Below are 9302 nucleotides of genomic sequence, written 5' to 3'. Positions count from 1 at the left end.
ATCCGGCCTCGATCTGACGGACAAGGGCAAAGCCACGATCACCGTCCCCGTCACGGCGGCGGGGGCCGAGGGGATCGGCACGATCCGCGTCGCGCTGACGACGCCCGACGGCAAGCAACTGATCAAGGACCTGACCATCCCGGTGCAGGCCAACGACCCCGAAACCGCCCGCCAGACCCGCTTCGATCTGGCCGCCGGTCAAAGCTTCACGCTGGACGGACACGTCTTCGCCGACCTCCTGCCCGGATCGGGTCGCGCCACTCTGGCCGCCGGTCCGATTGCCCGCTTCGATGCGCCGGGTCTTCTGGCCTCGCTCGACCGCTACCCCTATGGCTGCACCGAGCAACTGACCTCCAAGGCGCTGCCGCTCCTCTATTTCGAACAGGTCGCCTCGGCGATGGGCAGCGCACCGGCAAGCGATATCCGCAAGCGGGTGGAGGAGAGCATATCCGAGATCCTGATCAACCAATCCTCCAACGGATCGTTTGGCCTTTGGTATCCCGACAGCGGCGACCTCTGGCTCGACGCCTTTGTCACCGACTTCCTCAGCCGGGCGAAACGGCAGGGCTATGCCGTGCCCGACACCGCCTTCCGCAACGCGCTCGACAACCTCCGCAACCAGCTCAACTACGCACCCGATTTTGACGAGGGCGGCGGGGCCTATGCCTATGCACTGATGGTGCTGGCGCGCGAAGGGGCGGCGGCGATGGGTGACCTGCGCTACTACGCCGATGTGAAATCCGGGGCCTTCGACACACCGATCGCCTCGGCCCAGCTTGGGGCGGCGCTTGCCTCTTACGGCGATCAGCGCCGGGCGGATGCCTTGTTCGCGCAGGCCGCCGATCAGCTCAGCCGGCGCGGCTTCAACGAAAACCGTATCTGGCGCGCCGATTACGGCACCAACCTTCGCGATGCGACGGCTCTGCTGACCCTCGCAGCCGAGGCCGGATCAGAGGCGGTGGATGCCGATACGCTCGGCAACAACGTGGCGAGTGTGATGGCCGGGCACAGGCTGTCGACGCAGGAAGCGACCTGGGCGCTTCTTGCCACCAATGCACTGATTGATCGGTCGGGGGCAGAGGGCTTCACCGTCAATGGCGCGGCGGTTGACGGCCCGATGGTGCGCGTGCTCGACGCCGACGCCGCCATACCGCAGGTGATCGCCAATACGACGGACCGCAATGCGACCGTGACGCTCACGACCTTCGGCGTGCCCACCGAGCCCGAACCGACGGGCGGCAAGGGCTATGCGATCAGCCGCAGCTACTACACGCTCAACGGCGACCCAGCCGACATCGCCACCGTCAAACAGGGCACCCGCCTTGTCGCGGTGATCGAGGTCACGCCGCATGACGGCAGCGAAGCCCGGCTGATGGTCAACGATCCCCTTCCCGCCGGGTTTGAGATCGACAACCCCTCACTGCTGCGCGCGGGCGATATCGCGGCCCTCGACTGGCTGGAGACAGCCGATACAAGGATGACCGAGTTCCGGCAGGAACGTTTCCTTGCCGCCGTCGACTGGGGATCGGACCGGCCCTTCCGGCTGGCCTATATCCTGCGCGCCATCACCCCCGGCAGCTTCCGCCATCCGGCGGCCAGCGTCGAGGATATGTACCGCCCCGACTACCGGGCGCGGACGGGCGTCGGGCAGGTCACGGTGACGGAGTGAAACGCCACGCGGCCTTTCTGCTTGCGGCGCTCCTCTTCACTGGCGGGCTCGCACGGGACGCGGTCGATCAGTGGATCGACCGCACCGATCTGCCACCCCTGACTGTCGCCACCGGGACCGAGGTCGTGGCCCGCGACGGCACGCTCCTGCGCGCCTTCACCGTCGCCGACGGGCGCTGGCGGCTCGATCCCGGCCCGGTCGATCCGGGCTTTGTCGCCATGCTGATCGCCTATGAGGACAGAAGGTTCTACGACCATCCCGGTGTCGATCCTCTGGCCATGCTGCGGGCGGGCTTGCAGGCCCTGTGGAACTGCCACGTGGTCTCTGGCGGCTCGACCCTGACCATGCAGGTGGCGCGGCTGCTGGAAGACAGCGGCACCGGCAGGCTGGACGGCAAGCTGCGCCAGATCCGTGTCGCTCTGGCGCTGGAGCGGCGGCTGACCAAGGAGGATATCCTCGGCCTCTATCTGCGCCTCGCCCCCTATGGCGGCAATCTGGAAGGCATCCGCGCGGCGACCTTATCCTATTTCGGCAAAGACCCCCGCCGTCTGACCCCGGCCGAGGCGGCGCTACTCGTATCCCTGCCGCAATCGCCCGAAACCCGCCGCCCCGACCGCTTTCCCGAAACGGCTGCCAAGGCCCGTACCCGCGTCCTTGACCGGATGGTGCGTGACGGCACGATGGAGGATGACCGCCGGTCCGCCGCACTGACCGAACCCGTGCAAAAGGCACGCCATGCTTTCCCCGCATACGCGCCCCATCTCGCCGAACGCCTCGCCCGCGAGAGGCCCGACGCGCACCGCATCGAAACCACCCTCGACGCCCGCCTGCAAGCCAGCCTCGAAACCCTTGCCGCGCGCGCCATGCGGTTCAGCGGCGCGCGCACCTCGCTTGCCATTCTCGTTGCCGACCACCGCACCGGCGATATCCTCGCCTCGGTCGGTTCGCCCGACTGGACCAATGCCAACCGCGCCGGGTTCATCGACATGACCCGCGCGATCCGCTCGCCCGGCTCGACGCTGAAACCCTTCGTCTATGCGCTGGCCTTCGACGAAGGCCTCGCCCATCCCGAAACCCTGATCGAGGACCGGCCCACCGCCTTCGGCACTTATGCGCCGCAGAATTTCGACCGCCAGTTTCGCGGCACGATCACCGCGCGCGAGGCGCTGCAACTCTCGCTCAACATCCCCGTGGTCAGCCTGACCGAGGCGATCGGCCCAGCCCGGCTTCTGGCGGCCCTGCGCCAGTCAGGCGGGCACCCGGACCTGCCCGGCGGCCAGCCCGGCCTTGCGGTCGCGCTTGGCGGCGTCGGCGTAACACTCGAAGACCTCGTTCAGGCCTATGCCGCGCTCGCAAGGCTCGGACAGCCGATCCGGCTTCACACAACACCCGGCGCGCCCGAGGCGGTCGGCCAGCGCCTCTTCGGGCCTGAGGCCGCATGGCTCACCGCCGATATCCTCGCGGGGCTGCCGCCACCTGCAGGTGCGCCCGCCCACCGGATCGCCTACAAGACCGGCACCAGCTATGGCCACCGCGATGCCTGGGCTCTGGGCTTCGACGGCGCGCATGTTGCAGGGGTCTGGATGGGCCGGGCCGATGGCGCCTCGGTGCCCGGTGCCTTCGGTGGAGATCTCGCCGCACCGATCCTCTTCGACGCCTTCGCAAGGCTGAAACCCGCGCCCGATCCGCTGCCCGCACCGCCGCCCGCGACACTGATCCTGCCGACAGCCCGCCTGCCGCAACCGCTGCAGCAGTTCCGCCCGCGCGGAGCGGCCTTCTCATCTGCAACCGACGCCCCCGAAATCGCCTTCCCGCCCAACGGGGCGGAGGTCGAGGCAGGCCCCACGCTCGCACTCAAGGTCCGGGGCGGCACCCCGCCCTTCACATGGCTCGCCAACGGCGCGCCGCTGATCCTCGCCGACCGCGCCCGCGAAACCGCGCTCCGCAATCCCGGTCAGGGCTACATCACCCTCTCGGTCATCGACGCAAAGGGACAAAGCGCGACCGCCAAAGTGACGCTCCGGCCTTAAGCTTCTTCATTGCCAAAATACCCCTGCCAGAGGCTGGCCGCGCATCCGCACGGCCCCGGCGAGGGGGGCTCGATGCCCCCTGAAGCGTTTCGAGTTTCGGTTGAGATTGTAAGTATCGGAATACGAACAAAATAAGTTCGAATTCCGATGCAACGTAAACTCGAAACGCTATAGACGGCGCCCCTCAGACCCGCTCAATGGCCAGAGCAATGCCCTGACCGCCACCGATGCACATCGTGATCAGCGCCTTCTTGCCGCCGATCCGCTCCAGCTCGTAAAGCGCCTTCACGGTGATGATCGCACCCGTCGCGCCCACCGGATGGCCCAGCGCAATCGCGCCGCCATTGGGGTTCACCTTCGCCGGATCAAACCCGAGCCCCTTGGTCACAGCCAAAGCCTGCGCCGCGAAGGCCTCATTCGACTCGATCACGTCGAAATCGCCGACGGACAGACCGGTGCGCTTCAGCAAAGCCTCGACCGCAGGCACCGGGCCGATCCCCATCACCTCGGGCCGGACCCCGGCATGGGCGTAGCCCAGCACCCGGGCACGCGGTTTCAGCCCCGCCTTCTCCGCCGCCTCGGCCCGCGCCAGCACAACCGCACCCGCGCCATCATTGATGCCACTCGCATTGCCCGCCGTCACCGTGCCGTCCTTCTGGAACACCGTCCGCAACCCGGCCAAGGCCTCAAGGCTCGTCGCCTTCGGATGCTCATCGGTGTCGAAAACCACGGTGCCCTTGCGGGATGCGACCTCAACCGGCGCGATCTGATCCTTGAAGCGACCTTCTGCAATCGCCTTCGCTGCCCGCTCCTGGCTTTCCATCGCGAAAGCGTCCTGCGCCGCGCGGCTGATATCGTGCTCGGCCGCGACATTCTCGGCCGTCACCCCCATATGGCCGGTGCCGAACGGGCAGGTCAGCGCCCCGGTCATCATGTCGAGCGCGTTGGTATCGCCCATCTTCTGGCCCCAGCGCGCGGCCTGCAAGGCATAGGGAGAACGGCTCATATTCTCGGCCCCGCCGGCAAGCGCGAAATCGGCATCCCCCAGCGCCAGCGACTGAATACACGAGACAATCGCCTGCACACCCGATCCGCAAAGCCGGTTCACATTCATCGCGGGCGTCCCATTTGGAACCCCGGCCTGCATCGCAGCTACGCGGCTAAGATACATGTCACGCGGTTCGGTATTGATCACATGGCCAAAGGCCACCTGCCCGATCTGCTCGCCCGCGACACCCGACCGCTCAAGGGCCGCTTTTGCCGCCACGGTGGCGATGTCGATAGGGGCCATACCCGCCAGACTGCCCCCGAAGGTTCCGATTGCGGTCCGCGCACCGGACAGGATTACGATCTCGTCGTTCATAGCAGCCCTCCATCCCCCATTTGACACGATCTTCATTGCATCATTGTTTGCAGTGACACGTCATTTCATACCTGCCTGACATAGATGGGGACAAGCCGAAGCGGCAGAAGTTCAAGCGGTATCCTATCGTCTACTTTCATATCGGCATAGCCGAACTCCGGACCGCCGAAGGCAAACTCTTTCTTTTTGTGGCCATTGAGCGGACCAGCCATTTGCCGTGGTCCAACTTGTGAAAAAGTCAAACAGGAAAACTGCTTGGAAGATTCTAGTGCACCTGACCGAAACGGTGCCCTACCGTATCCATACCATCCTCATTGACAACGGCCTCCAGTCCGCAAAGCAGCCAAGGAACCTGAACACAATCTACTCCCGGCCAATGCAGTTTGGCATGATCTGTGCCGCAAAAAGCATCGAACTCCGACTGACAAAGCCAAACCAGCCTTGGACCAATGGACAGGTCGAGCACATGAACCGCGCCATCAAGAACGCAACGGCAAAAGGTATCACTGCGAAACCTACGACCAGCTTCGCTCGCACTTGGGCAACTTCCTCGATGCCGACAACTACGCGCGCCGTTTGAAGACTCTAAGCGGCCTCTCGCGATACGAACGCATCTGCAAAGGCTGCAAAATCTCAACTTCAGAACCGGATCGGTTCTTTGTCGATGCGATCCGCCACAAGGCTCAGGCCCGCGCAGCCCCTCAAGCTCACCCCCCGGCAGCCAGCCGCTCGGGCTCAATCCCCTCGGCAAGATCCCCGCGCTGGCCCCCGGCGACGGGACCGCGATCTATGACAGCCGGGTGATCTGCCGCTATCTCGATACCCGTGCGGGCGGCAAACTCTACCCGCCCGTGCCGCGCCTCTGGCAGACCCTGACGCTTGAGGCGACAGCCGACGGTATTCTCGAAGCGGCCCTTCTCATCGTCTACGAATCGCGGCTCAGACCCGAGGAGATTCGATTCGAACCCTGGGTCGAGGGGCAATGGGCCAAGATCGCCCGCACGCTCGACGCGCTGGAAGCCCGCTGGATGGATCATCTGAACGGCCCGCTCGACATGGGCCAGATCGCGGTGGCCTGCGCGCTCGGCTATCTCGATTTCCGCCACGCGGCCCGCAATTGGCGCGACGGACGGGCGGAACTCTCGACCTGGTACAATGCCTTTTCGCGGCGCGGCAGCATGAAGGCGACCGAACCTGCCGGGTGAGCCTGCATCGGATGCGGCGGGTTGATTCTCTCACCCAGCTTCTTCGTCGTGCGGACGCATAGGCCCGCCCTCCGACAAGACCGCTGACCGGACTTTCCGTGCCGGTTTCGCACCCCGTCTGATGGCTGACCTGAGGTCTCGACCCCGCCCAGCCTATTGCGCCGGTATCACAACAAGCCGGGATGCGCCCGAATGTCCGCTGGACGGGCCTGAATTTGGCCGCTAATAACCGCCCGGGAAGGCTGCGGGCAACTGCGGCCCATTCGTCGCAGGACCGGCCCGCCGGTCGAAGAAGGGAGAAAGTTTCGTGTCCCAAGCTGAAGACCACGCAGGCACCCGGAGGGATTTCCTCTATTATGCCACTGCGGGCGCCGGAGCGGTTGCGGGCGGCGCTGCCGTCTGGACCCTCGTCGACCAGATGAACCCCTCCGCCGATGTTCAGGCACTGTCGTCGATCTTCGTCGACATCTCGGGCGTAGAGACGGGCACGCAATTGACCGTCAAATGGCGCGGCAAGCCTGTCTTCATTCGCCGCCGCACCCAGGAAGAGATCGATGCGGCCCGCGCGGTTCCGCTGTCCGATCTGGCCGATCCCGGTGCCGAAAACGCCAACAAGGGCGCCGAGGCCGATGCGGCGGACGAAAACCGCAGCCTCGACGAAGCCGGCGAATGGTTGGTGATGATGGGCGTGTGCACCCATCTCGGCTGTGTGCCGCTGGGCGACGGGGCCGGTGATTTCGGCGGCTGGTTCTGCCCCTGCCACGGTTCGCACTACGACACTGCCGGTCGGATCCGCAAAGGTCCCGCGCCGCGCAACCTGCCGGTGCCGGTCGCGGCCTTCACCGACGAAACCACGATCAAGCTGGGCTGAGGGGGCTGAAAGATGGCTGGTATTCCGCACGACCATTACGAGCCCAAGACGGGTTTTGAGCAGTGGCTTCACCGCCGCCTGCCGATCGTGAGCCTTGCTTACGACACGCTGATGATCCCGACACCGAAGAACCTGAACTGGTGGTGGATCTGGGGTATTGTTCTGGCCTTCTGCCTGGTTCTGCAGATCGTCACCGGCATCGTCCTGGCGATGCACTACACGCCGCATGTCGATAAGGCCTTTGCCAGCGTCGAACATATCATGCGGGACGTGAATGGCGGCTACATGCTGCGCTACATTCACGCCAACGGCGCGTCGCTCTTTTTCCTTGCCGTCTATATCCACATGTTCCGCGGCCTGTTCTACGGCTCGTACAAGGCCCCGCGTGAAATCACCTGGATCGTCGGCATCCTGATTTTCGTTGCCATGATGGGCACCGCCTTCATGGGCTATGTGCTTCCCTGGGGGCAGATGTCGTTCTGGGGTGCCACGGTGATCACTGGCCTCTTCGGCGCGATCCCGGGCATTGGCGAGCCGATCCAGACCTGGCTTCTGGGCGGACCGGCAGTGGACAACGCCACGCTGAACCGCTTCTTCTCGCTCCACTACCTTCTGCCCTTCGTGATCGCGGCGCTGGTCGCCGTTCATATCTGGGCCTTCCACACCACGGGCAACAACAACCCCACGGGTGTCGAGGTACGTCGTGGATCGAAGGCCGAGGCCGAGAAGGACACGCTGCCCTTCTGGCCCTATTTCGTGATGAAAGACCTCTTCGCCCTTGGCGTCGTTCTGGTCGTCTTCTTCGCCATTGTCGGCTTCATGCCGAACTACCTTGGTCACCCCGACAACTATATCGAGGCGAACCCGCTGGCGACGCCCGCGCATATCGTGCCGGAATGGTACTTCCTGCCCTTCTACGCGATCCTGCGCGCCTTTACCTCGGATGTCTGGGTCGTGATGCTCACGAACTGGGTCACCTTCGGCATTGTCGACGCCAAGTTCTTCGGCGTGCTGGCAATGTTCGGTGCGATCGCTGTCATGGCGCTGGTGCCGTGGCTTGATACATCGAATGTGCGTTCGGGTCAGTACCGGCCGATGTTCCGCTGGTGGTTCTACCTGCTGATCGTCGACTTCGTCGTCCTGATGTGGTGCGGCGCGATGCCGGCCGAGCCGCCCTATTCGATCATCTCGCTGATCGGATCGGCCTACTGGTTCGCCTATTTCCTCGTGATCCTGCCGCTTCTCGGTGTGATCGAAAAGCCGACGACCCCGCCGGCGACGATCGAGGATGACTTCAACGCGCATTACGGCGCAAAAAGCACTCCGGCCGAGTGAGCGGAAAGGATTGATTGAGATGCTGAGAATAATCGCAATCGCGGCCGCTTCCGTTCTGGCCCTGACCGGCGGCGCCTATGCCGCCGGTGGCGGAGAGCAGCATATCGGGGATGTGGACTTCTCCTTTGAAGGCCCGTTCGGGAAATATGATGAACACCAGCTGCAGCGCGGCCTTCAGGTCTATACCGAAGTCTGTTCGGCCTGCCACGGCATGAAGTTCGTGCCGATCCGGTCGCTGTCGGACGAAGGCGGCCCGCATCTGCCGGAAGATCAGGTGCGCGCCTATGCCAAGCAGTTCACCGTCGTCGACAAGGAAACCGGCGAGGACCGCGAAGGCAAGGAAACCGATTTCTTCCCGAAATCCTCGCTGCCGAACGCGCCGGACCTGAGCCTTATGGCCAAGGCCCGCGCAGGTTTCCACGGGCCCTATGGCTCGGGGATCAACCAGTTCTTCAAGGGCATTGGCGGCCCGGAATACATCGTCTCGATCCTGACCGGCTATACCGGGCATGAGATCGAGGAGGCTGGTACGACCCTCTACGAAAACACCGCATTTCCGGGTGGCAAAATCGCAATGAGCCCGCCGCTGTCGGATGGTCAGGTCGAATATGCCGACGGTCACGACAACTCGGTCCACCACATGGCCGAAGACGTCGCGGCGTTCATGATGTGGGCGGCCGAGCCGAAGATGATGGCGCGCAAGCAGGTGGGTTTCGTTGGGGTTCTGTTCCTCGGCCTGCTGACAGTTCTGCTTTACCTCACCAACAAACGGATCTGGGCGCCCCACAAGGGCAAGCACAAGGTCTGACCGTTGAGCCGGGGGTTCCAC

General features: G+C 64.5%; 7 protein-coding genes and 1 pseudogene. 6 read left to right on the top strand and 2 right to left on the bottom strand.

Features of this window, described 5'->3' with window-relative positions:
* Together WBB85_RS12940 and pbpC are read left to right on the top strand one after the other, a co-directional pair.
* Positions 1-1669: alpha-2-macroglobulin family protein (locus tag WBB85_RS12940; RefSeq protein ID WP_432639019.1), on the top strand; the 1669-nt coding region annotated here is incomplete at its 5' end.
* Positions 1666-3699 carry a penicillin-binding protein 1C gene (gene pbpC / locus WBB85_RS12935; protein ID WP_432639018.1) on the top strand — a complete coding sequence of 678 codons (2034 nt, stop codon included), beginning with the start codon at positions 1666-1668 and terminating at the stop codon, positions 3697-3699. The genes WBB85_RS12940 and pbpC, both read left to right, overlap by 4 nt.
* A 184-nt stretch (positions 3700-3883) precedes the next feature.
* Here the strand turns inward: pbpC and WBB85_RS12930 are convergent, their stop codons facing one another.
* Both WBB85_RS12930 and WBB85_RS12925 read right to left on the bottom strand, forming a co-directional pair.
* Positions 3884-5062, bottom strand: coding sequence for an acetyl-CoA C-acyltransferase family protein (locus WBB85_RS12930; RefSeq protein ID WP_432639017.1), 1179 nt, complete (start codon positions 5060-5062; stop codon positions 3884-3886).
* A 65-nt stretch (positions 5063-5127) separates the two neighbouring features.
* A complete protein-coding gene (locus WBB85_RS12925) occupies positions 5128-5274 on the bottom strand; it encodes a hypothetical protein (protein WP_432639016.1) in 147 nt (48 codons plus the stop codon).
* Positions 5275-5775: 501 nt separating this feature from the next.
* On the opposite strand from WBB85_RS12925, the pseudogene WBB85_RS12920 reads away from it, so the two are divergent.
* The 4 genes and pseudogenes from WBB85_RS12920 to WBB85_RS12905 all read left to right on the top strand — a co-directional run.
* Positions 5776-6267: pseudogene (locus tag WBB85_RS12920) on the top strand (glutathione S-transferase family protein); the annotation flags it as partial.
* Positions 6268-6574: 307 nt separating this feature from the next.
* Entirely contained in the window at positions 6575-7138 is a 564-nt protein-coding gene (gene petA / locus WBB85_RS12915) for a ubiquinol-cytochrome c reductase iron-sulfur subunit (protein WP_432639015.1), read from the top strand.
* A 12-nt stretch (positions 7139-7150) separates the two neighbouring features.
* Positions 7151-8473 carry a cytochrome b gene (gene petB / locus WBB85_RS12910; RefSeq protein ID WP_432639014.1) on the top strand — a complete coding sequence of 441 codons (1323 nt, stop codon included), beginning with the start codon at positions 7151-7153 and terminating at the stop codon, positions 8471-8473.
* A gap of 19 nt (positions 8474-8492) precedes the next feature.
* A complete protein-coding gene (locus WBB85_RS12905) occupies positions 8493-9281 on the top strand; it encodes a cytochrome c1 (RefSeq protein ID WP_432639013.1) in 789 nt (262 codons plus the stop codon).
* Positions 9282-9302 lie beyond the last annotated feature (21 nt).

Source organism: Albidovulum sp., assembly GCF_049646345.1.
Lineage (GTDB): Bacteria > Pseudomonadota > Alphaproteobacteria > Rhodobacterales > Rhodobacteraceae > Albidovulum.
Note: the sequence above shows the minus strand (reverse complement) of the source record. Positions and strands in the feature narration are given on the sequence as shown.